The organism is Flavobacterium sp., assembly GCF_046153165.1.
GTDB lineage: Bacteria > Bacteroidota > Bacteroidia > Flavobacteriales > Flavobacteriaceae > Flavobacterium.
This window is the reverse complement of record NZ_JBJXEN010000012.1, coordinates 1-23478: the sequence shown is the minus strand read 5'-3', so window position 1 is coordinate 23478 and position 23478 is coordinate 1. Positions and strand designations below refer to the sequence as shown.

The 23478-nt window shown below is 31.1% G+C and carries 21 protein-coding genes; 6 read left to right on the top strand and 15 right to left on the bottom strand.

Annotation, left to right across the window (positions count from 1 at the left end; all coding sequences use genetic code 11):
- Positions 1-7: 7 nt before the first annotated feature.
- The 4 genes from ACKVOV_RS02035 to guaA all read right to left on the bottom strand — a co-directional run bounded on the left by ACKVOV_RS02035 (position 8) and on the right by guaA (position 5949).
- The gene (locus tag ACKVOV_RS02035) at positions 8-409 is read right to left on the bottom strand and encodes an OsmC family protein (RefSeq protein WP_409205114.1); all 402 of its coding nucleotides are present in this window, start codon (positions 407-409) and stop codon (positions 8-10) included.
- Complete coding sequence (locus ACKVOV_RS02030; RefSeq protein WP_409205113.1) at positions 409-2325, bottom strand: LysM peptidoglycan-binding domain-containing protein; 1917 nt, start codon at positions 2323-2325, stop codon at positions 409-411. Before ACKVOV_RS02030 ends, ACKVOV_RS02035 begins: the two co-directional genes overlap by 1 nt.
- Positions 2326-2369: 44 nt before the next feature.
- Entirely contained in the window at positions 2370-4289 is a 1920-nt protein-coding gene (locus ACKVOV_RS02025) for a LysM peptidoglycan-binding domain-containing protein (protein WP_409205112.1), read from the bottom strand.
- Positions 4290-4419: 130 nt separating this feature from the next.
- The gene (guaA, locus tag ACKVOV_RS02020; RefSeq protein WP_409205111.1) at positions 4420-5949 is read right to left on the bottom strand and encodes a glutamine-hydrolyzing GMP synthase; all 1530 of its coding nucleotides are present in this window, start codon (positions 5947-5949) and stop codon (positions 4420-4422) included.
- 112 nt (positions 5950-6061) lie between these two features.
- Between guaA and ACKVOV_RS02015 the strand changes: the two genes are divergently transcribed.
- The 4 genes from ACKVOV_RS02015 (at position 6062) to ACKVOV_RS02000 (ending at position 10087) form a co-directional block, all read left to right on the top strand.
- Complete coding sequence (locus tag ACKVOV_RS02015; RefSeq protein ID WP_409205110.1) at positions 6062-7072, top strand: DHH family phosphoesterase; 1011 nt, start codon at positions 6062-6064, stop codon at positions 7070-7072.
- Between the two features lie 99 nt (positions 7073-7171).
- The gene (gldI, locus tag ACKVOV_RS02010) at positions 7172-7738 is read left to right on the top strand and encodes a gliding motility-associated peptidyl-prolyl isomerase GldI (RefSeq protein WP_409205109.1); all 567 of its coding nucleotides are present in this window, start codon (positions 7172-7174) and stop codon (positions 7736-7738) included.
- Between the two features lie 25 nt (positions 7739-7763).
- Positions 7764-8858: a peptidylprolyl isomerase gene (locus ACKVOV_RS02005; RefSeq protein ID WP_409205108.1), complete on the top strand. Its 1095-nt coding sequence runs from the start codon at positions 7764-7766 to the stop codon at positions 8856-8858.
- A 20-nt stretch (positions 8859-8878) separates the two neighbouring features.
- Complete coding sequence (locus ACKVOV_RS02000) at positions 8879-10087, top strand: peptidylprolyl isomerase (protein WP_409205107.1); 1209 nt, start codon at positions 8879-8881, stop codon at positions 10085-10087.
- Between the two features lie 81 nt (positions 10088-10168).
- Here ACKVOV_RS02000 and ACKVOV_RS01995 read toward each other — a convergent pair whose 3' ends face one another.
- From ACKVOV_RS01995 to ACKVOV_RS01960, 8 genes are all read right to left on the bottom strand, one after another.
- Complete coding sequence (locus ACKVOV_RS01995; RefSeq protein WP_409205106.1) at positions 10169-10606, bottom strand: hypothetical protein; 438 nt, start codon at positions 10604-10606, stop codon at positions 10169-10171.
- The gene (locus ACKVOV_RS01990; protein ID WP_409205124.1) at positions 10603-11214 is read right to left on the bottom strand and encodes a GNAT family N-acetyltransferase; all 612 of its coding nucleotides are present in this window, start codon (positions 11212-11214) and stop codon (positions 10603-10605) included. The genes ACKVOV_RS01995 and ACKVOV_RS01990 overlap by 4 nt, the downstream gene beginning before the upstream one ends.
- Positions 11207-11563: a hypothetical protein gene (locus tag ACKVOV_RS01985; protein WP_409205105.1), complete on the bottom strand. Its 357-nt coding sequence runs from the start codon at positions 11561-11563 to the stop codon at positions 11207-11209. The genes ACKVOV_RS01990 and ACKVOV_RS01985 overlap by 8 nt, the downstream gene beginning before the upstream one ends.
- A 173-nt stretch (positions 11564-11736) precedes the next feature.
- A complete protein-coding gene (locus ACKVOV_RS01980) occupies positions 11737-12915 on the bottom strand; it encodes an AIR synthase related protein (RefSeq protein ID WP_409205104.1) in 1179 nt (392 codons plus the stop codon).
- 72 nt (positions 12916-12987) lie between these two features.
- Entirely contained in the window at positions 12988-13821 is an 834-nt protein-coding gene (locus ACKVOV_RS01975; protein ID WP_409205103.1) for an OmpA family protein, read from the bottom strand.
- Between the two features lie 4 nt (positions 13822-13825).
- Complete coding sequence (locus ACKVOV_RS01970; protein ID WP_409205102.1) at positions 13826-14674, bottom strand: OmpA family protein; 849 nt, start codon at positions 14672-14674, stop codon at positions 13826-13828.
- Positions 14675-14677: 3 nt separating this feature from the next.
- Positions 14678-15562, bottom strand: a complete 885-nt coding sequence (locus ACKVOV_RS01965; RefSeq protein ID WP_409205101.1) for an OmpA family protein — start codon at positions 15560-15562, stop codon at positions 14678-14680.
- Between the two features lie 110 nt (positions 15563-15672).
- Entirely contained in the window at positions 15673-17862 is a 2190-nt protein-coding gene (locus ACKVOV_RS01960; RefSeq protein ID WP_409205100.1) for a glutamine synthetase III, read from the bottom strand.
- A gap of 160 nt (positions 17863-18022) precedes the next feature.
- On the opposite strand from ACKVOV_RS01960, the gene ACKVOV_RS01955 reads away from it, so the two are divergent.
- Positions 18023-18976, top strand: a complete 954-nt coding sequence (locus ACKVOV_RS01955; protein WP_409205099.1) for a TerC family protein — start codon at positions 18023-18025, stop codon at positions 18974-18976.
- 6 nt (positions 18977-18982) lie between these two features.
- Entirely contained in the window at positions 18983-19549 is a 567-nt protein-coding gene (locus ACKVOV_RS01950) for a DUF1543 domain-containing protein (RefSeq protein ID WP_409205098.1), read from the top strand.
- Between the two features lie 5 nt (positions 19550-19554).
- On the opposite strand, the gene ACKVOV_RS01945 is transcribed toward ACKVOV_RS01950, so the two are convergent.
- The 3 genes from ACKVOV_RS01945 to ACKVOV_RS01935 form a co-directional block, all read right to left on the bottom strand.
- On the bottom strand, positions 19555-20511 hold the full coding sequence (locus tag ACKVOV_RS01945) for a T9SS C-terminal target domain-containing protein (protein ID WP_409205097.1): 957 nt from the start codon (positions 20509-20511) through the stop codon (positions 19555-19557).
- A 97-nt stretch (positions 20512-20608) separates the two neighbouring features.
- A complete protein-coding gene (locus tag ACKVOV_RS01940) occupies positions 20609-21124 on the bottom strand; it encodes a hypothetical protein (RefSeq protein ID WP_409205096.1) in 516 nt (171 codons plus the stop codon).
- A 134-nt stretch (positions 21125-21258) separates the two neighbouring features.
- Positions 21259-23478: methylmalonyl-CoA mutase family protein (locus tag ACKVOV_RS01935; protein WP_409205095.1), on the bottom strand; the 2220-nt coding region annotated here is incomplete at its 5' end.

The following is a 23478-nucleotide window of genomic DNA, read 5'->3' as shown; positions in this document are numbered from 1 at the left end:
TAATTTTTTACTTCCAATTTATAGTAATATCCTTTTCAATATCTGGATTTAAGCTTAACAAAACTGGGCAATTCATTGCTGTTCTCTCAAGAATAGTTTTTGTTTTTTCGTCAGTAGCAATCGACATATTCATAATAATTTCTATTCTTGAAATTTTTCTTGGTTCGGCTTGCATAATTTTAGTTACTTCGACAGTAGTTCCTATTAAATCGACATTCAAATCTCTAGCTTTTATTGCCATTATGGTCATCATGCAACTTCCTGTAGCATTTGCAACTAAATCAGTTGGTGAGAATGCTTCTCCTTTTCCGTTATTGTCTATTGGTGCGTCCGAAAGAATTTCGGTTCCTGATTGTAAGTGAATAGAAGAGGTTCTTAAATCCCCTAAATATGTTATTTTTGATGTCATTATTTTGCTTCTTTTATGGTTAAATCTGTATCGTAAAATAAGATATAAACTCCTTTGTTTGTATAGCCTCCATCTAGATTTTGTTTGTAATAAAATCTATTTTCAACTTGTTCTGTTGCTGTTTCGTTTAGTGTTTCGGTAATATTTTTTTCTTGAGCTAAACGTAATAAAACATCAAAAGTAATATCGAAACCACGTGTAGCAAACTGATTGGGTAATATTTTATTTTTTCTTTTAAAACTATTTTCAAAAATGGTCGATTCGTCCGATTCGTTGACACGAGTAAGCGATGGATAGTGCATTTTTAATTTTGTGAGTCGAGTCATCGAAATCTCTTCATAATCTAAAGCGTCATTTTCTCCTAAAATTACTAATTTGATATCATAATTAGGCAATAAACTAGATAAAGTATTGGTAATACTCAAAATAAGATTTGTTTTTTCGGTTTCCATAATGACAAAATTAGTTTTGTCTTTAACCAAAATTGATTTCAAATTTTCTACATTTAAACCTCCTTTTTCGTTAAATTGAGCAAAAACAACATCTTTTTGATTATCTAAAATATACTGTTTTACCGATGCTTTTTTAGGATCTACAATAGCGATAATATTACCGTTTTTTGCTCTCATAAAATCGAACATAGCATTTTTAATGTCATCTGAAGATGGAGTAGATTGGACTAAATTCGAGAATTTTTTATCATAATCTTTAGACAATGGCGAAAAAACCGGAACATTACTCTCACTTAATAAACCTGCAATTTTTTCAACATTATTTTGATAAAATGGGCCTATAATGGCATCGAAAGTTTTTAGATTATTTACTTGAACCAAACTCGTCACGTTTGAGGTAGATTTGGTTTCGTTAGAATCTAAAATAGTCACATCGATATTTAATCCCATTTTCTTAACAGAATCAATCGCCACTAGAGCACCTGCATAAAAATCGAGAGTCATATTAAGAAATTTATCTTTTTTTAGACGTGCTTTGGTCGAATTGATAGTATCTTGATCTAATTTAGTCAAATTAAAAGGCAGTAGTAATGCTAACTTTTTATTCGCTCCTTTTTGAATACTTTTGGTCAAATCTTTGTATTCTTTTTTCACTGCCAAAGCTGACGATTTTATAGGAACTTTAATAGACATTCCTTCTATAACTCCATCTTTTAATTCTGGATTCAATGCAAATAATTCTTCTTGAGTTACTTCAAATTGATTTGAAATACTATATAAAGTTTCTTTAGCTTTAACAACATATAAACTCTCTGTTGGTTTTGGTATTGATGCTTGAACTATTTCTGGTTTTGTTGCAACTATGCTTTTTTCACCACTTATTAGTAACTTAAAACCTATTGGCAATTCGATATTTACAATTTCAGGATTTAGCTTTTCCAGTTGTTCGATTGTAATTCCATATTGCTTAGTAATTGCATACTTAGTTTCTTTGGCTTTTACTTCGTGATAAATTGCAGTTTTGGAAATATTTGGTTTAGGAATTTCAACAGGAATCGGTTTTCCTTTTACTGGAATAACCAAAATAGTTCCAACTTTCATTCCTTCTTTCAATGATTCAACATTGGCATTTTCGATATCAGCAATAGAAACATCATACAATTTAGACAAGCTGTACAAAGTTTCTTTGGCTAAAACTGTATGTTTTTTTGCGACAGAATTTGAAGGGATTTCAGTTTTTACTTTTGCTTTATTAGGAATTAATAAAACAGTATTTTCATCGACTCCTTTTTGGGCGTCAGGATTTAGTTTGTAGATATCTAAGGGCGTAACGTTATATTTTTTTGATATTTGAATAATCGTTTCTCCTTTTTGCACTTTATGCTTTATTAAATTCGTCGATTGCCCTAATGAGATATTAGCTCCAAAAAACAAAAAAAAAGCGATATATATAAGGTTTTTCATTATGTAGGTTTCTATGATATTATAACTAAAATTTGGGGTTTTTATTATTCTTTTTCGATTTGTACAATAAACATGTTCTTATAAAGTTGATTTTCTTTTTTTAAATTATATTCAAAAAGTGCTTCGTTTACATTTTTGAATTTTTTAGTAAAAACATAATAAGTAAAAATATTTATATTATAGAAAAAACCAGTATTTATCTCGCCAGAATCTGTGATTTGTCTTGCAAAAGCATCTCTAGGCTCAGCTTCTGCAAAAGTATTTACAATGATATAAAAACCATCTTCAATATCTTTCAGATTTCTTAAAACTTCGATTTTTACCGCTTTTCCTTCATTATAATCTTTATCTTTTAGTGCTTTTTTAATTTGTTCAGCTGTTGGTTTGTTTTCAGAATTATCTGCCAAATCTTTATTGGTTTCTAAAGCTTTCTTTTGATATCGTTTTAGTTTTGCTTGTGCTAATTTGTCGTCATAATCTCTGGCTTCCGAACTGTAAAAAGTGGCTTTAGATATTCTACGTTTTAACTCCACATTTTTTTCAACACCAAGCGAATCTATTTTTGTAAATAATTGCTTGTTTTGTTTTTCGTTTGCTTCTTGCTTGGTTTGGATATTCTTAATCACTTCAAGTAATTCAGTATCTTCTGAAGGATTGCTTTTTATTTTCTGATTTTCATTTACCTTTTTTTTGTATTCATGGTTTTCTGCCAAGGTAATTCGCTGTACTTTAGTCATTAAACCTGTATATATTTTTCGGTTATCGGCTAAATCTCTTTTCAAATCTAATAACATTTTATTTGTTTCTCCAATATTTTTATAAGAATATTTCTCTAAGTTTTTCGACTCTTGTAAATCATCAATATCTTTATTTTTAAGAGCTTCAAGATCATCACTCATTGTTACTACAAGAGAATCTAGTTTTGAAATTAAAATTTCTTGAATATTTTTATTGGCTTCAAGTACCAATCTCAGTTTTTTTGCTGAACCTCCTTTGGTTTCATCTATTTCGTTAAGATTTACTTTTAATGAATTTACTTTTAGAACTTTCTGATTCATTTGTTTCTGAACAATTAGTTTGTCCTGTAAATCTTCAATCTCGATAGTTTTTGCTTTATTTTTTTCGATGGCAGCTTGTTTTTCAGCCAAAGCAATCATCAATTCTTCGTTATCGTTGTTGGGTTTTATTTGTTTTACATTAATAGCCAATTTATTCCCTTCTACTAATCCATTTATAATTTCTGGGTTTTGAGTTTCTAGTTGTTCTATAGAAATACCATATTTTTTTGCAATAGAATATTTTGTTTCTTTTGGCGCCACAACATGAAAAACCGTTTCCGCATTTATAATTCTTGCTTGACCATTTAATGTCTTCTTTTTGTTAGGAATAGCAATACTTTCTCCTATTTGCAATCCGTCTTTTAAGGCTTCTGTATTAGAATTATCTAAATCCTGAACCGAGACATTGTATAAACGAGCAATACTAAATAATGTTTCTTTGGGTTGTACTTGATGAGTATTTTTATTATTAGAAGTTTCTATAACAACAGGAATTTGAGTTGTTTCAGGAATAATTAATGTTTGTCCTACTTGCAAACCTAATTTCAGTACTTCTTCGTTTGTTTTTTCTAAATTTTCGGCACTTACATTATATTGTTTGGAAATACTATAAAGTGTCTCTTTAGACAATACTTGATGTTTTTTCTGAGAAGTTATAATTGGAGTATCCAATTTCTTTAAATTATAAGAAATAGACTGATTATTAGGGACAACTAGAATCTGATTTTCCTGAATTCCATTTTCGGTTCCAGGATTAATTTTATAAATATCTGAAGGTGTAATATTATAACTTTTTGCAATTTGAAAAATATTTTCACCTTTAGCTACTTTATGGGTAAGCGTTTTTTCTTGTTGAGCAAAGATAAAATTCGAGGTACACAAAAACAATAATACTAAATACTTCATAAGATTAATTACGTTTAAAAAAAATAAGTCATTACAAAGTTATCTAATGTAATGACTTATCATAATTTATTTTAACATTTTTGATTATCGAATTCATTCATCGATAAAAAACAGGTTTTCATCTAAAAAACTATTCCCATTCGATAGTTGCTGGTGGTTTAGAGCTAATGTCATACACCACTCTATTTACACCTTTTACTTTATTAATAATATCGTTAGAGATTTTCATCAAAAACTCATAAGGAAGATGTACCCAGTCGGCAGTCATTCCATCAGTAGACTCTACTGCTCTTAAGGCGACTACTTTTTCGTAAGTTCGTTCATCACCCATAACTCCAACACTATTTACAGGAAGCAAAATAGCTCCTGCTTGCCAAACTTTGTCATACAATCCGTGCTCTTTTAATCCGTTAATAAAAACGGCATCAACATCTTGTAAAATTTGAACTTTTTCAGGTGTAATATCTCCTAAAATACGAATAGACAATCCAGGTCCAGGAAAAGGATGTCTTCCTAATAATTCGGCATCAATTCCTAAAGTAGCTCCTACTCTACGCACTTCATCTTTAAAAAGCATACGCAAAGGTTCTACAATTTGTAGTTTCATATAATCTGGCAAACCACCTACATTATGATGCGATTTGATAGTTGCCGACGGACCTTTTACCGAAACAGATTCGATAACATCTGGATAAATTGTCCCTTGTGCTAACCATTTTACATCTTCAATCAGGTGCGATTCATCATCAAAAACTTCGATAAAAACACGTCCTATAATTTTACGCTTGGTTTCTGGATCAGAAACTCCTGCTAATTCAGAAAGAAATCTATCACCAGCATCTACACCTTTTACATTTAACCCCATTCCTTTGTATTGATCTAATACATTTTGGAATTCATTCTTACGCAGTAATCCGTTATTTACGAAAATACAATATAAGTTTTTACCAATCGCTTGGTGCAATAAAACGGCTGCTACTGTCGAATCGACACCACCAGAAAGACCCAAAACCACTTTGTCATCTTGTAGTTTTTCTTTCAATTCTGCTACCATGTCGCTAACGAAAGCGTTGGGTGTAAAATTTTGAGGAACTTCGGCAATTTTTACCAAGAAATTTTCTAACATTTGCTTTCCATCGGTCGAATGAAATACTTCTGGATGGTATTGTATAGCATAAGTTGTTTCTCCTTCTATTTTGTAAGCAGCGTTTTCGACATCATTTGTACTTGCTATTTTTACAGCATTTGTAGGCAATAATTTTATCGAATCACTGTGTGACATCCAAACTTGTGAGTTTAGATTTACGTTTTCGAAGAAAGTTTCATTTTCTTTGATGAATGTCAAATTAGCACGACCATATTCACGCGTGTTCGAGGCAGCTACTTCACCACCAGAAAAATGAGCTAAGTATTGTGCTCCGTAACAAACCGCTAATAAAGGTAGTTTGCCACGAATTTCAGATAAATCTGGATGCAAAGCATCTTCTGAACGAACAGAAAATGGACTTCCTCCAAGAATTACAGCTTTATAAATAGATAAATCGGCAGGGATTTTATCGTAAGGGAAAATTTCGCAGAATATATTTAATTCGCGAACGCGACGGGCAATCAATTGTGTGTATTGTGACCCGAAATCTAAAATTAGTACGTTGTGTTGCATGCGCAAAAATAGACATTTTTGCAAAATTAGAAAGTTTAATTATTTAATATTTAAAAATAAATTATGAAAATTTTTAGTATGCATATTAAATGAAAATCTGTATTTTCGCAATATGATGACAAATACTGAAATTGAAGCAATAAAGACCTTATTAGCTTCACCAAAAAAAATAACAATTATTCCTCACAGAAATCCTGATGGAGATGCTATGGGCTCTACTCTAGGATTATATCATTTTTTAGAACAACAAAACCATGAGGTTGTAGTCATGTCACCAAATGAATTTCCTGATTTTTTAGCTTGGTTACCAGCCTCAGAAAAAGTACTGGTTTTTGAAAAAAATAAAGAAAATTGCGTCAAAATTTTAAATCAATCCGACTTAATTTTTACGCTAGATTTTAATGCCCTACACAGAACTGGAGAAATGATGCAGGCTACATTAGAGACGCTAGATAAAACTTTTGTGATGATAGATCATCACGAGTTTCCAGATTCATTTGCAAAATATACTTTTTCAGACACAAAATACGGTTCTACTTGTGAGATGATATATGATTTTATACATCAATTAAAGCAGGAAAACTTAATCAATAAGACTGTTGCTACGTGTATTTATACAGGAATTGTAACCGATTCAGGCTCTTTTCGTTTCCCAAAAACAACAAGCACAACGCACCGTATAGTTGCTGATTTGATTGATAAAGGCATCGAAAACAGCGCTATACACAATCAATTATTTGACAAAAGTTCTTATAGCCGTTTGCAATTGTTGGGGCGTGCACTTCAAAACATGAAGCTAATGACCGATTATAAAACGTCTTATATCACATTATCACAACATGAATTAGACACTTACAATTTTCAGAAAGGTGATACTGAAGGAATTGTAAATTATGGACTTTCTATCGATGGAATTGATTTTACTGCTATCTTTATCGAAAATTCAGCAGAAGGAATTATTAAAATCTCATTTCGTTCTCAAGGTAGTTTCGATGTAAATCAGTTTTCTAGAAATTATTTTGGTGGAGGAGGGCATATAAATGCTGCTGGAGGAAAATCAGATAAATCATTACAGGAAACAATTACCGATTTTGAAAGAATTGTAAAAGAAATTAAAAAATAAAATTGATATGAAATATTTATGACCCCTAAATCACGAACACAAGTAAAGATTTACTCATAAATATACCATATTCCAATAAAAAACAAATATTATATACATATGAAATTATTACAAATCATAGGATGTCTTCTTCTTGGTATGAATTTAGTTACTTGTTGCACGGCAAAACAAGAACCTAGAAGACCTGTTTCGCAAGCTTCTGGCGAATTTATGAAACAATCGGTAGAGAGAAATAAAAAATTAAATGAAATCGAAGAAAACATTATCGAAAAAATAATTAAAAAGGATACTGCCGTAGATTACATCGCTTCTACAAAAGGATATTGGTATTATTATAACAATAAAAACACGACTGAAACTGCAAAACCTACAAAAGGGAATGTTGCATTTTATGATTATGAGATTAAAGATATAAATGGTAACATAATTTATAGCCAATTAGATCTAAAACCTCAACAATATGTAGTTGACAAACAAGCCATCATGATTGGATTACGTGATGGAATCAAGTTGATGCAAAAAGGGGAAAAAGTAACATTTTTATTCCCATCACACATGGCTTTTGGATATCATGGAGACAACAAAAAAATAGGAACAAACGAACCACTAATTTGTACAGTTACCTTAAATGACATTAAACCAATTTCAAATACAACCGAAAATTAAAATTAACCAACTATATTTTTTAACAATGAATAGAATGACAAAATTATTATTAAGCCTCACAGCATTAGTATTATTTTCATGTAACTCACAACACGATAAGTTAACAGATGGACTTTATGCCGAAATAGAAACCAGCAAAGGCAAGATCTTAGTGCAATTAGAATTTGAAAAAACACCAGTAACAGTTGCAAATTTTGTGTCACTTGCCGAAGGAACAAATACCTTTGTAGAAGAAAAATTTAGCAAGAAACCTTTTTATAACGGATTAAAATTTCATAGAGTAATTGCCGATTTTATGATACAAGGTGGTGATCCAGACGGAAATGGTTCTGGTGGCCCAGGTTACAAATTTAACGATGAGTTTCGTGAAGATTTAAAAATGGACAAAGCAGGAATTCTTGCTATGGCAAATGCTGGCCCAGGAACAAATGGAAGTCAATTTTTTATTACCCATAAGGAAACAAATTACCTGAATGGTCGTCATACAGTTTTTGGTCATGTTGTAGAAGGTCAAGACGTTGTAAATAAAATAGTTCAAGATGACGAAATCATTAAAATCGAAATTATTAGAAAAGGAGAAGCTGCGAAAAAATTTGATGCACCAAAAATTTTTAAAGACTATTTTGATAATCAACTAGTTGCTAAAAAAGCAAATGATGCTAAATATGCAAAAATAATAACTGATAAAGTAGCTTATTTTGCAACTGTTAAAGCAAAAGCTACAAAAACAGAATCAGGATTAATGTATACTATTGTTAGTAAAGGAACAGGTAAAAAACCATCGGTAGGAACAACTTTCTTTTTTCATTATGCAGGTTATTTTGAAGATGGAAATCTTTTTGACAGTAGTTATGAAAATGTAAATCGCGAATTCGGAAAATTTGATCCAAACAGAGCTGCACAAAACGGATATCAACCATTCCCATTTGAAGCAGGAAAAAAAGATGGTATGATTCCAGGGTTTATAGAAGGTCTAGAAAAAATGTCGTTTGGAGATAAAGCGGTTGTGTTTATTCCGTCGAATTTAGGTTACGGAGCTCAAGGAGCAAACGGTGTAATTCCACCAAACGCTAATTTGATTTTCGAGTTAGAAATGTTAGAAAAAATGCCAAGTAAATAATATTAATATCTTAAAACAAAATGAAAAATAAATTAAATCTATTATTAGTATTCCTTTTAGTTATAGCAAATGGCTATGCTCAAAAAGGTACAAAAAAAGTTGCTAAATCTAAAACAGTAGCGACACAAACTACAACAGCTAAAACTACAGCTGATGGTATATTTGCTGAATTTGATACTTCAAAAGGAAAAATTGTTGTACAATTAGAATATACAAAAACACCAATAACTGTTGCTAATTTTGTATCATTAGCAGAAGGTACAAATACTGCTGTAAAAGCTGATCTAAAAGGCAAACCTTTTTATAACGGATTAAAATTCCATAGAGTAATCAAAGATTTTATGATACAAGGTGGAGATCCTCTTGGAAATGGTTCTGGGGATCCAGGATACAAATTTAAAGATGAATTTACTGATGCAAAATTTGAAAAAGGAGGAATTCTTGCTATGGCAAATTCTGGACCTGCGACAAATGGAAGTCAGTTTTTTATCACACATAAAGACACACAATGGCTAAACGGAAAACATACAATTTTTGGATATGTAACTTCTGGTCAAGATGTAGTAAATAAAATAGCCCAAGATGATGTTATAAATAAAGTTACTATTTCTAGAATTGGAGCTGAGGCTAAAAAATTTAATGCTTCAAAAGTTTTTGCCGATTATTATGCGACTAAAGGTGACGATGATAAAAAACAAGCACTTTTAGATGCCGAAAAAAAGAAAAAAGAACTTGAAGCTGCTATAGAAGCTAAAAAAGTTTACACAACACAATATGGTTCTGTTATGGCAGCAAAAGTAGCTTCTTTAGCAAAAACTAAAACTACAGCTACAAAAACAGAATCAGGTTTAGAATATGTAATTGTAAAAGGAACAGGAACAAAACCAGTAGATGGAACAACAATATATGTTCACTATGCAGGTTATCTTGAAGACGGAAGTCTTTTTGACAGTAGTTATGAAGAAGTAAATAAAACTTACGGAAAATTTGATGCCAATAGAGCTGCTCAAAACGGATATGCACCATTTCCTTTTCAAGCAGGAAACAAAGGTGGATTAATTCCTGGTTTTCTTGAAGGTTTAAATATGCTATCATTTGGAGATAAAGCAACTTTATTTATACCATCAAAATTAGGATATGGAGCACAAGGTGCAGGGAATGTAATTCCGCCAAATTCAAATATTATTTTTGAAGTAGAAATTTTGCAAGCTATTCCTGTTAAAAAATAATAAGCCACGTATATTCAACTAAAAAAGGGAACAAAATAACACTATTTTGTTCCCTTTTTTAATTAGCTATTTATTTTTTGATTACCCTTTAAACTTCCAATCGAATTCATCTTTATCATTTATAGTAGCTCCCAATTCAAACCTAATTACCTCATTGTATTCGACCTGAAAAATCATCCAATTACTTTCATTAAAATAATTATCTACTGTATCAAAATTTTCAATTTCAAGAGATTTAATACCTTTATTTTTAACATTTTGCTCAACTTCTTTAATTGACTTTCCAATGATTTTTTCCGAAAACAATTCTAAATCAGGATTGGAGCTTATCATATAACCCAATTTTAAATTCTCATCTTCATAAAATGTTAGTCGTAATTTTTTATTATTGTATAAAAAAATAACATTGTTTTCGTCGTCTTTGTATTGTTTATCAGGATTACCATAAATAGTTACAACGTCCTTTTGCTTCATACCAAAAATAAGTTGGTCGATTCCTGTTTTCGGATTTATTTTCATAATTTATTTTTTAAATTTTCTTTAACTTCATCAAACCATTCGTCACGAAGAATACTCAAAACAATGCTATCTCGTCTTCCTCCGTCTAGTTTTGTCATATTACTTCTCAAAACACCATCTACTTTACAACCTATGCTTTTCATGGCGGCCTTGCTACGTTCGTTTGCATTGTCAGCACGGAATTCTACACGCTCCATATTCATTTTTTCGAAAGCAAATTCAAGTAATAAATATTTGCATTGCTTGTTTAGGCCTGTTCCTTGAAATTGTTTTCCGTACCAAGTATAACCCAATTGTAAGGTTTTATTACTAAGCTGAATATCATAAAAACGTGTACTTCCTGCGTATTCATTTGTTCGTTTGTCGAAAACTGCAAAAGGATATTCTGTTAGTTTCTCTCTATTTTTTAATGCAAATTGAATGTAATTTCTAAAATTTTCTTCTCCAATTGCAAGTAAAGATGAATATTTCCATATTTCTGGATTTTGTAATGATTCTGTAAATAAATTGGTGAAATGAGATTCTTGTAAAGGTTCTAATCGAACTAAATCATTTTCTAAAGTGTAGTTTGCAGCAAAATCGAAGTTCATAACAATTCTATTACTCATTGAATTCATCATGTCTTTCTGGAACTTGCGGATCATATAACGGGCATTTATATTCTTCGAGAATATCTACCAATTTGTCCATAGTTTTTCCTTCTGTTCCGTAGCAATCTATTTTTATGCTTTGTGGTGTAGTTCTTATGTGAAATGCGCCTACTCCGTCGTTATTTTTCCAGCTTTTCTCATCTACTTTTTCCCATTTTGAGAAAACATTTGCGATTCGGTTTAGGATTACTTCGATGGGTAAATCTTCGAGTCCTTCAACTATTTCTTCATCTGAAATGGCTTCGTAAACCAAATGATGGTTTAAGTAAATTCCTTCTTTATAATTCCAAAATACTAGTTCGTACATAATTATTTCTTTGCCCACGGATAACGCGGATTTATACTGGTTAGAACGGATTTATTATATTATTACTGAAAATTACAAATATTTTAGCCCCGATTGCAATGAAAATCCTTTTCTTTTTTTTCTTTAAAAAAAGAAAAGATTGAAGCGAAAAGCGGGAATAGCTTCTAAAAAATCTAATATTCGAAAGTTCCGTATTCTGATTGTATGGTTAGTTTTTTATTTTCGCTTGCCTCAACTCTACCTACAATTTGTGCATCGACACCAAATGATTTAGAGATTTCGATAATATTATTTGCTATGCTTTCTGGAACATAAATTTCCATTCGGTGACCACAATTAAAAACTTGATACATTTCTTTCCAATCCGTTTTTGACTGTTCTTGTATAAGTTTGAAAAGTGGTGGAACTGGAAATAAATTATCTTTTATAACGTGCAAATTATCTATAAAATGTAAGATTTTTGTTTGCGCTCCTCCGCTACAATGCACCATACCATGTATTTCGTTTGGTGTGTAGTTTTCTAATATTTTTTTGATGATTGGCGCATAAGTTCTTGTTGGAGAAAGTACTAATTTACCAGCATCTATCGGGGAATTTTCAACCTTATCAGTTAGTTTTACACTTCCTGAATATACGAGTTCGTTGGGTACTTGTGCATCGAAACTTTCTGGATATTTGTTTGCTAAATACTTATCGAAAACATCGTGACGGGCTGACGTAAGACCGTTGCTTCCCATTCCGCCATTGTATGATTTTTCATAATTTGCTTGACCAAAAGAGGCTAATCCAACAATTACATCTCCTGGTTGAATATTTGCATTATTTACTACATCTTTACGTTTCATACGAGCAGTTACGGTCGAGTCGACAATAAGTGTTCTCACAATATCGCCTACATCGGCAGTTTCGCCTCCTGTAGAATGTATAGTTACTCCGAAAGTTTTTAGTTCGGCAATAAGTTCTTCACTTCCATTGATAATGGCAGAAATGACTTCGCCGGTTATGAGGTTTTTATTACGTCCAATGGTTGATGATAACATAATATTATCGGTCGCACCAACGCATAATAAATCATCGATATTCATGATGAGAGCATCTTGTGCAATGCCTTTCCAAACAGACATATCACCAGTTTCTTTCCAGTACATATAGGCTAAGGACGATTTTGTTCCTGCACCATCTGCATGCATGATGAGACAATACTCTTCGTCGTTTGTTAAGTAATCTGGAACAATTTTGCAGAATGCTTTGGGAAATAATCCTTTGTCTATATTTTTGATGGCGTTGTGCACATCCTCTTTGCCTGCCGAAACGCCTCGAAGTGCATATCTTTTTGAAGTATCAGAACTCATTTTTGTGTTGTGTTGTTGTCTGGCAAAGATAATATTTTAGATTTTAGATTGCAGATTTTAGATTGCAGATTTTTACTTTTCTACAATTAAGATTTCTACTCGGCGATTGGCTAATTTTTCTGAATCATTTTTTTCTGGAATTCTATAAATAGGTTTAGAACTTCCGAATCCTTCATGAGATACTCGGAAAAATAAAATTTCTTTTTCTATTAAATAAGTATAAATAGACTGCGCTCTTTTACTAGATAGTTTTAAATCTTTATTATCAGTATTACAACAAATGTGCCCGTTAATCTTAATTTTTAAATTCGGATTTTGTTTCAAAACATTATAAAGTTCTAATAAAATTGGTTTCGATTTTTCTATTACTTTGTCTGAGTCGAGGTGAAAATAAATATTATCAACAGTAATTATATCTCCTTTTTTTGCGTTTTTAAATTTAACTTCTAAAGATTTAGCTTCTTTCGCAATTTTAGAATTTATATTACTATCCGTTGGTATTTCTTCATTTGTTAATACACTAATTTTTTGTTGTTTAGGGAGATCATAAAAAATGGTTACTTTTCTATTTTCATTTTGATCATCAGACATTTTAAAATCTTTACCAAACGGCATTAATTCTATACTTTCACTTAACTGGAACTTATTCTTTTTAAGTATTTTAATTACTTCATTTATTCTTTTGGCAGATAATTCTTTGTTATAAGATTTATCATCTACACTGTCACAATAACCATATATTTTAGTTATTTCAGATTTCGGATTTTCTGAAATCCAATTTTGAAATTTTTTAATGGAACTTTCATTTGGAACTTCGACATTAAAATCGAAAAAAACATCAAATTTTTCTTGTGAATAGGTTGCTATTGACAACAATAAAAAAAGTAAAAAATAATTTGTCTTCATATAATTAATTTTCAATAACTTCAATTTCTACCCGGCGATTGGCTAATTCTTCTTGGTAGCTTTTTTCTGGAATTTTATAAATTGGTCGAGCGCTTCCGTAACCATGATAACCTAATCTTGCTGTGGCTATTCCGTTTTTGATTAAATAATCGAATACAAACTTAGCTCTTCTGTAGGACAATTTTACATCATTTGTGTTACGATTGCAACAAATATTTCCATGAATTTCTATTTTTAGTTTCGGGTTGTTTTTTAAATATTCTAAAAGATCTAATATAATTTGCGACGAACCATCGGCTAATTTTTCGGAATTTATTTGAAATAAAATATTATTAATAATGATAATATCGCCTTTTTTGGCATTTTTAAACTTTTCGGAAATTGATTTTTCCGAAGCTAAAAACTGGTTTAATATTTCTTGATTTTCTAGTGAATCGAAATTTCCGGTTTCTGAATTATTAGGGTTTGGTTTGGGTTTTTGAACTAAAATAGATTTAAAAAAAATAATTGCTTTCCTGTTTTTATCTAAATTTTTAGATTGACTATAATTTTCTCCAAATCCTTTTATTTCAAATTGATTACTAATTGCAACCTTTGCTTCTTTAAAATAATTAAAGATGCTTTTTGCTCGTTTTGATGAAAGTGAATCATTATATTTATTTGTGTCAACCGAATCGGCGTAACCATAAATTTTTAAAATTTCGCTTTTGTTTTTTGAAGCAATCAAAGAATCTAGTTTGATTTTTGCTTTGGTATTTATTTCTGATTTATTAAAATCGAAATAAACTTCTAACTTTTCTTGAGCAGAAACACTTTTTACGAAGAAAAAAAGAAGAAGAAAAAAATTTTTCATTCTTTAATTTTCGATAACTTCAATTTCTACTCGGCGATTCGCAGCTCGCTCTTCTTCGGTTTTTTCAGGTAAAACAAACAATGGCATTGAACTTCCAAAACCTTTGAAACTCATTCTGGTTTTTTCTATGCCGTTAAGTTCTAAAAATTGCTTAACTGCTTTGGCTCTTTGTGTTGACAAGTCTTTTCTGTCGACAGAAACGCAACATAAATGACCATGAATACTAATTACCATTTCTGGTCGCTGCTGCATAACAAGCAATAGCTCGTATAATTTCCCTCTAGAATCGTTAGTTACCGCAAAAGTATTTAGAATAAAATTCAGATTATTCAACTTTAATTTTGTTCCTGGTTCCGCATAACAAAGCTCTTCCATAAACTTGACATCGAGTTTGTATTCTGATTTTGTTCCATTAAAATTATCAATTACAACCTTGTCAGGAAAAACAATTGGTTTCTTAGTTTTTGCTATTTTTTTAGATTTTAAACCTAAAATTTCATCCTCATGAATAATGTCTTTTTGCAATAAATAGTAAATCGTTACTTTTCTGTTTTCAGCTTTATTTTTTGATTGTTGAAAGTTCTCACCAAAGCTTCGTGTTTTAAAATCCTCTCTAATTTTTACTTTGCTCTTTATGTTTTGATATACTTTTTCGACTCTTTTTAAAGCGAGTGAATCATTGTGTTGATTGGTTCCATCTTCATCTGTGTAACCATTTATAGCTAATATTTTACTTGTTGGGTTTTGACTTATCCAAGTTTGAAGTTCTTTGTTTTCTGATACCGACAATTCGTATTTATTACTATCAAAATATACAGAGAATTGCTCTTGCGCATTTGCTAGATAAATATTAACCAAAAATAATATGTATATAAAAAATTTCTTCATTTAATTAATTAACCAAATTTATTGAAAAATATTGTTGATTAATTAAAACAATACCAATAAAAAAAGCCATTTGATTACTCAAACGGCTTCAAATATAAAGTATTTTAAATTTATTTCGTAAACAACAACTCTCTATATTTAGTTAATGTCCAACTTTCGTTATCCACCAGCAATTCTAGTTTGTCACAATGTTCGCGAATATCATCAAAATATGGTTTTACAGCATCACAATAAGATTCTGCCATTTTTTGAGCATCGGTAATAACATTTGCTTTTTTACGAGCGTCTGTCATTGCTTCCACTTTGGTATTAATGCCTTCAATATGCTCGGAGATTTCTTTGATCAAAACGATTTGTTCTTTACCAATTTTCTTGAAATCATCTCCAAAAATATCTTTCAATCCTTTTACGTTTTCTATTAATGTATTTTGGTATTTAATCGCAGTTGGAATCACATGATTTCTAGCGATATCACCTAAAACACGACCTTCAATTTGAATTTTCTTTGTATATTCTTCTAATTCGATTTCATAACGTGCTTCTACCTCAACATGATTCATGACATTCATTTCAGAAAATAAATCTAGTGCTTGTTTAGAAACTTTAGCTTTCAATGCTAATGGTGTGGTTTTAAAATTACTCAAACCACGTTTTTTAGCCTCTTGTTCCCAAGCATCACTATAACCATCTCCTTCAAAAAGAATTTTCTTAGATTTTTTGATGTATTCTCTTAAAACATTAAAAATAGCATCATCTTTTTTCATGTCTTTGCTTTCAATCAAAGTATCGACTTCTTTTTTAAAATCTTTAAGTTGTTTAGCAACTATAGTATTTAAAGTTGTCATGGCATTAGCGCAATTTGCAGAAGAACCAACGGCTCTGAACTCAAATTTGTTTCCTGTAAAAGCAAACGGCGACGTTCTGTTTCTATCGGTATTGTCTAATAATACATCTGGAATTTTACCAACTACGTTTAGTTTTAAATCTGTTTTCTCTTCTGGAGATAATTTTCCAGTAGTTACACCTTCTAATTCGGCCAAGACTTTTGTTAATTGTTCTCCAATAAATACTGATATAATTGCTGGTGGCGCTTCATTTGCGCCCAATCTGTGGTCGTTAGTTGCAGTGGCAATGGCTGCACGAAGTAATTCTTCGTAATCGTTTACCGCTTTTATAGTATTAATAAAAAATGATAAAAACTGAAGATTACTCATTGGTGTTTTACTTGGACTTAATAAATTAATCCCAGTATCAGTAGCTAATGACCAGTTGTTGTGTTTTCCAGAACCGTTTACTCCTTTGAAAGGTTTTTCATGAAATAATACTTTAAAATCATGACGTTCTCCTACTTTTTGCATCACATCCATTAATAATGAATTGTGGTCTACAGCAAGATTTGTTTCTTCAAAAATAGGAGCTAACTCAAACTGATTTGGTGCTACTTCGTTATGACGCGTTTTTACTGGAATTCCAAGATACATACATTCTTGTTCCAGTTCACGCATGTAATTTAAGGCTCTTGTTGGTATTGATCCAAAATAATGATCGTCTAATTGCTGTCCTTTGGCAGATGTATGTCCTAACAAAGTTCTTCCTGTCATTAAAATATCAGGACGAGAATTTGCTAAAGCAGTATCTATCAAGAAATATTCCTGTTCCCAACCTAAAGTTGCAGTTACTTTTTTTACATTTTTATCAAAATATTTACAAACATCAGTCGCCGCTTGATCTATCGAATGCAAAGCACGTAATAATGGCGTTTTATAATCTAAAGCTTCTCCTGTGTATGATATAAATACCGTTGGAATACATAAAGTTGTACCAAAGATAAATGCTGGCGATGTTGGATCCCAAGCAGTATAACCACGGGCTTCGAATGTATTTCTAATTCCTCCGTTCGGGAAACTTGAAGCATCTGGCTCTTGTTGCACTAGTTGTGCTCCACCAAATTTCTCTACTGCATCGCTTCCATCATAAGAAGTTTCAAAAAAAGCATCATGTTTTTCTGCAGTGGTTCCTGTAAGTGGTTGAAACCAGTGAGTATAATGGGTTACCCCTTTAGACAAGGCCCATTCTTTCATACCCATGGCGATATAATCGGCTAATTTTCTGTCAATTTTTGTTCCGTGCTGCACGGCGTCTTTCACTCCTTTATGAGCATCTGAAGTAAGAAACTGCTTCATTGCTTTGTCATTAAACACATTTGCCCCGAAAATATTAGATTTTCTATCGGCTTCTTCAAATTTTACAGGTTTTCTACCCGATGCTTCTTTTAATGCTTGAAAACGAATTGTTGACATAAAAATTGATTTTTAAAAGTTATACCCCATTAATTTTGATACAAATATAATAAATATATGTAAATAAAAATATTTACCCCTATTTTTTTAGGGTTAAATATTAAAATTACAAATTCACTATATAAAATATGAATGTTTATCTTTGTAAAAAATAACTCTTATGATTGTTTGGATCCTGTTTTTAGTATTGGTTTTTATCATTTTAGCACTTGATTTAGGCGTTTTTAATAAAACTCCACATATAATAAGCACGAAAGAAGCCAGTAAATGGACTATTATTTGGGTTTCTTTATCTTTTGCTTTTTCAGGAGTTATTTATTGGTTATACGGAACTGATTATATTTCAAACCCAAATAACTTAAGTCAAACAGGAGCTGCTTTAAAATTTATAACAGGATATTTAATCGAATTATCATTAAGTGTTGATAATATATTTGTAATTGCTATTATTTTTGCTTCGTTTAAAATACCTCAGAAATACCAACACAGGGTTTTATTTTGGGGAATTCTTGGCGCAATAATTTTTAGAGGGTTAATGATTACATTTGGAGTAATCCTTATTAACAAATTTAGCTGGACGACTTATCTATTTGGTGTTTTCTTAATTTTTACCGCTATAAAAATGTTATTCTCCAAGGACGAGGAGGATTTTGATCCTAAACACTCATTCGTTTACAAGACAATTGGAAAATTAATTCCCATTACTCACGAAAGTCATAAAGAACATTTTTTTATTAAAATTAATAATAAAAATTTCGCCACACCTCTTTTTGTTGCTTTAGTAGTCATTGAAGTAATGGATGTTTTGTTTGCAGTAGATAGTGTACCTGCTATCTTAGCAATAACTTCTGATGCTTTTTTAGTTTTTAGTTCTAATATATTTGCTATTCTTGGTTTGCGCTCTATGTATTTCTTCTTGTCTAATATGTTAGAAAAATTTAGCTATTTGGAGTATAGTTTAATCGCTATTTTAAGTTTTGTAGGTCTAAAAATGCTTTTACATGATTATATTGAAATTCCAGAATGGGCATCGTTAGGTTTTATTGCAATTTCATTACTAGTTGGAATTTTAGTTTCATTAAAAATGGGTGACGAAACTGAACTAAACGATTAATTCTTGATGGAAAACAATCTAAAACTTTTTATGATTATGTTGGGTTGTCGTCCTAAAGGTCGGTTTACTGAACAACACGATATTTTTTTTGGAATTGGTAATTCTCTCAAAGAACTAATCCCTAAAATGAAAGCTTTTTGGCCAGAAGCCAAAGGACAAATTCATATTGACGTTTGGAGAGAAGTAACTTTTGTTGATAATTATAAAATTGAAGTTGTTTCTAAAGCTGAAGTTACAGAACAAGATTCACAACTTTTTTTCATTAATCTTGGCGGATATAAAGAAAATGAATTTGAAGAATTTCATTATAAAATTCTAACTGTTGCGAATACTTTAGGAGAAGCAGCGAAAAAATCGAAAGAGACTTCTTTTTATAAACATTGTGGCTTCAAAGGAGCAACTTCTCATATAGATGACAAATTTGGTATCGATGTTGACGATATTTACAATGTAAAAGAAATTTTAGAATTGGATTTGAAAGAAAAATTTGCTTTAAAAATCACCCAATCTGAAGACGAAATAAAAGAAGATTCATTACATATTGGCTATTTGAAGTTAGAGAAAATTATTTAGTTTTATTAAGGTTTCAAATATTTACTTAAATCCAAAAGATGCATTTGCTGCGGATTATTGGCCAATACAAACTTCAACTCTTCATTTGTGATATAATAATGCAATCCGTCATTTGTAGCAATTCCTTCTATTTGCAAAAAACGCGTTTTTAGCTTTATTTTTCTTTTATTGCCTGTAAAAAAATTATATTCTTTAAAATCATAAAACAAATCAACAAACGGCTTTCCTTCTCTAGTATAGCCACAAAGCGCTAGTCTTTTTTTTGCTTCTAAATAAGTTGCTCCTGTTACTAAACCTTCTATATTATACACTTCCTTTTGTTGCGCAATATATTTTCCAGGTAATTTTGGTAATGAATAAATGCTGGTTTGCTTGCTTTTCCATTCTTTGGTAAAAAGATAAATACTATCCTTAGTAACCACAAAAGCTTCACAGTCAAAATCAGTTTTATTAGCAAATTGTCTGGTAAAATTAGTCTGATTTGAATATTGAAATTCAATTTTATCTATTACCGGATTATTTGACAATAATGTCTTTTTTTCAATTCGTAAAATATGTAAATCCGTTCGATTCCCCGATGCATTATTTCCGAAATCGCCTATGTATAAGTAATTTTCATCTTGTGAAATTTCTTCCCAATCGGTATTAGTCACCTTTGGCAAATTATACGTTTCTAGAATTTCACCCTTTATAGTATCTAGTGCATACAAATTTGTATCTGTATCATCATTGTGCGTCCAGAGTCTATTATTCCATTGAATGAGTCCAGAAGTTTCTTTTAATTTTGAATTTAATGTAAAAGAATGAGTAAGACTTATTGTCTCTTTTTTATAAACACAACTTCCGTCATTAACGGTTGATTTAGCATTATAATTTTTTGCTAAAATGTCAGTACAACCCAAAGTTTGTGATATCCCTTCAATAGAAATTAAAAGATAAAACAATAACAATCGAAAATTCATAAATCATTTTTTACAAATGTACTATTTCAGAAAATAAGTCTAATAAAAAAAGAGATTGTATGGCACAATCTCTTTTTAAACAAACTTATAAACTAAACTAACTTCTATTTTTTATTATTTTCGAATCATCAAGATTGTATGCTTTTACAACCGCATTGTAATTTGAATAATCAATCACCTTTTTATTACCAAAATAACCTGGCACAATTACTATTCTAAAGGTTTGATTTTGTGTCCATGCTGCTGATAATGTATTTAAATTAAAATTAGCACCAAGAAAAATATTTACATCATATTTTGTAAAATCGAAGTTATAATCAAGTTCATCTGTCCCTCCTAAATAATAGGTTTGTGGCATTTGTCTCCAAACATCGGCTCCGTTTACAACATCATATAGATGATACACTAACACCATATCCGAAGCGTAAATAGGTTGATTGAAAGTTATTAATCTTTTGTAACTATTTCCTGAATTGAAAGAAACTGTATATTCAAGAACTTCACTAATCGTGTCATTATCTGTTTGCACAGGGGCTGGTTGATTGTCATTTACTGTACAACTTTGTAGCGCTATCATACTGATAAAAGCTAGCAATAAAATAATTCTCTTCATGATATTTTGGTTTTTATGATTAATGTTATTTAATGCTATTCATTAACTGTGCCAAAGTTTATTTTTTTTGAAATAAAAAGAAAAAACCTTTCATTTCTGAAAGGTTTTTGATGTGTATTGTCTTAACATATTAATTACATATTCCTTCTATATTGTCCACCCACTTCAAACAAAGCGCTTGTAATTTGTCCTAATGAACACACTTTTGTAGCTTCCATTAAGTGTGCAAATAAATTCTCGTTTTTGATAGCTGCTTCTTGTAAAGTATTTAAATGTTGTTCTACTTTATCAGCACTTCCTTTGTGCAAATTAGTCAACATATCGATTTGATATTGTTTTTCTTCTTCTGTAGCACGAATTACTTCGGCAGGTATTACTGTTGGAGAACCTTTAGAACTCAAGAAAGTATTGACACCAATAATTGGAAATTCTCCCGTGTGTTTCAAGGTTTCGTAATACAAACTTTCTTCTTGAATTTTCGAACGTTGGTACATGGTTTCCATAGCTCCAAGAACTCCGCCACGCTCTGTAATTCGGTCAAATTCAGCTAAAACAGCCGATTCTACTAAATCAGTTAACTCTTCAATAATAAATGAACCTTGAATTGGATTTTCGTTTTTTGCCAAACCTAATTCTTTATTAATAATCAATTGAATCGCCATTGCTCTACGAACTGATTCTTCTGTTGGCGTAGTAATTGCTTCATCATAAGCATTGGTATGCAGCGAGTTACAGTTATCGTAAATCGCATACAACGCTTGTAAAGTGGTACGAATATCATTAAAATCAATCTCTTGTGCGTGCAACGAACGACCTGAGGTTTGAATGTGGTATTTCAACATTTGAGCTCTTTCGTTAGCTCCGTATTTATTTTTCATGGCTTTCGCCCAAATTTTACGAGCCACACGTCCTATAACTGCATATTCTGGATCGATTCCGTTTGAGAAAAAGAATGATAAGTTGGGTCCAAAATCATTGATATTCATTCCACGACTCAAATAATATTCCACATAAGTGAAACCATTAGAAAGTGTGAATGCCAATTGCGTGATTGGATTAGAACCCGCTTCAGCAATATGATAACCTGAAATAGAAACCGAATAAAAGTTTCTTACATTTTCTTTAATAAAATATTCTTGCACGTCACCCATTAACCTCAAAGCAAATTCAGTTGAGAAAATACATGTATTCTGCGCTTGGTCTTCTTTAAGAATATCCGCTTGAACGGTTCCGCGAACTTGAGATAAAGTTCTTACTTTAATATCATTATAAACATCTAAAGGCAAAACTTGATCTCCAGTAACACCTAACAACATTAAACCTAAACCATTGTTTCCAGCAGGAATTTCTCCTTGATAACTTGGTCTTGTAATTCCTTTTTTCTTGTAGATTTCGTTTATTTTTTCTTGAACTTCTACTTCAAGATTGTTTTCTTTAATGTAATGTTCACATTGTTGGTCGATAGCCGCATTCATAAAGAAACCTAACAACATAGGCGCTGGCCCATTTATCGTCATAGAAACTGATGTCATAGCATGTACCAAATCGAAACCTGAATACAGTTTTTTAGCATCATCTAAACAACAAATAGAAACCCCTGCATTTCCAATTTTTCCGTAAATATCAGGACGAACATGTGGATCGTTTCCATATAAAGTCACACTATCAAAAGCCGTAGAAAGCCTTTTTGCTGGCAATCCCGCAGAAACATAATGAAAACGCTTGTTGGTTCTCTCTGGTCCACCTTCTCCTGCAAACATTCGGCTTGGATCTTCTCCTTCACGTTTGAACGGATATAATCCAGAAGCAAAAGGAAATTCTCCTGGCACATTTTCTTGCAAATTCCATTTTAAAATATCACCCCAAGCTTGGTACTTTGGTAAAGAAATTTTTGGAATTTGAGAATGAGATAAACTTTCAGTATGTGTAGCAATTTTTATCTCCTTATCACGTACTTTGAAAGTATAAAAAGGATTTTTGTATTTATTTACTTTCTCATTCCAAGTGAGAATTATTTCCCAGTTGTATGGATCGAGATTCATTTTTACTCTGTCGAATTCTTTAACCAAAAGATTTAAAAACTCATTTCTGTTTTCATCTTTTGAATGTAAAATAGATTCGTCAATTCCTGCTTTAGTTAATACAGGAATCATTGAAGTAACACTTTCGATAGTTTTGAAAATTCCGTATAGTTTTTGAGCTACATCTACTTGTGAAAGTGCAGTTTCATCATATTTACGATTGTTTTCGGCAATTTCAGATAAATAACGCGTTCTATGTGGTGGAATTACAAAAATTTTCTCGCTCATTTCACGAGTTATTTGGAAAGTCGATTTCAAATCTGAATTTGTTTT